Source organism: Burkholderia sp. A2 (genome assembly GCF_001729305.1).
Taxonomy (GTDB): Bacteria; Pseudomonadota; Gammaproteobacteria; order Burkholderiales; family Burkholderiaceae; genus Burkholderia; species Burkholderia sola.
Genome location: NZ_LZXX01000027.1, coordinates 1 through 793 on the forward strand (window position 1 = coordinate 1; position 793 = coordinate 793).

Sequence of the window (793 nt, forward strand, 5' to 3'; positions counted from 1 at the left end):
GACGCCGGCACGCGCACCGCCGGTCCGGCGCCGCAGGCGGAAACGCCTGCGGCGAACGTGGCGGCCGTGCAACCGTCGTGATCGAGTCGCGCCGCGCAGGCGCCCGCAACCGCGCGCCGCTCAGTGCGAGCGGCCGTCGTAGTGCGTGACGGGCAGCGCGTCGAGATCGACGCCCTCGACGCAGCGCACGTTGATCGCGGCCATTGCGGTGCCGTCCGGATGAACGCCTTCGCCGAACGCGTGAATCCCGCAGCGCTTGCAGAAGCGATGCCGGATCACGTGCTTGTTGAACATGTAGGTCGCGAGATTTTCGTCGGGCGTCAGCAGCGTCATGTGGTCGCGCGGCACGAACCACATCAGCGCGCCCTTGCGCTGGCAGATCGAGCAGTTGCACGCCATCACGCCCTGCAGGTCGCCTTCCGCCTCGAACGTCACGTCGCCGCAATGACAGCTTCCGCGATAAAGCATGGTCGTCTCCCGGTGCAGCCCGTGCGCAGCACCGGCGCCCAGGCGGGACGCCGTTGGCCGGGCCGATCCAAACGCGTACAGTAGCGCTCGCATGCGCCGCACGCAATGTCCGGGCGGCGCCCATCCCTCGTCGACCCAGGAGACCATCATGCTCGAACTGCGCCCCGGCTGCGAATGCTGCGACAAGGACCTGCCGCCCGATTCGGCGGAAGCGCGCATCTGTACGTTTGAATGTACGTTTTGCGCGACTTGCGCGGACGACGTGCTGAAGGGCCGCTGCCCGAATTGCGGCGGCGACCTGGTCGCGCGGCCGCGGCGGCCGGCG

General features: G+C 69.2%; 2 protein-coding genes. One reads left to right on the forward strand and one right to left on the reverse strand.

The features are described from left to right. Positions 1-120 precede the first annotated feature (120 nt). On the reverse strand, positions 121-468 hold the full coding sequence (locus tag A9Z05_RS03175; RefSeq protein WP_069616846.1) for a GFA family protein: 348 nt from the start codon (positions 466-468) through the stop codon (positions 121-123). A 148-nt stretch (positions 469-616) separates the two neighbouring features. On the opposite strand from A9Z05_RS03175, the gene A9Z05_RS33970 reads away from it, so the two are divergent. Then, the coding region (locus A9Z05_RS33970; RefSeq protein ID WP_084044099.1) for a DUF1272 domain-containing protein at positions 617-793 on the forward strand (177 nt) is incomplete at its 3' end.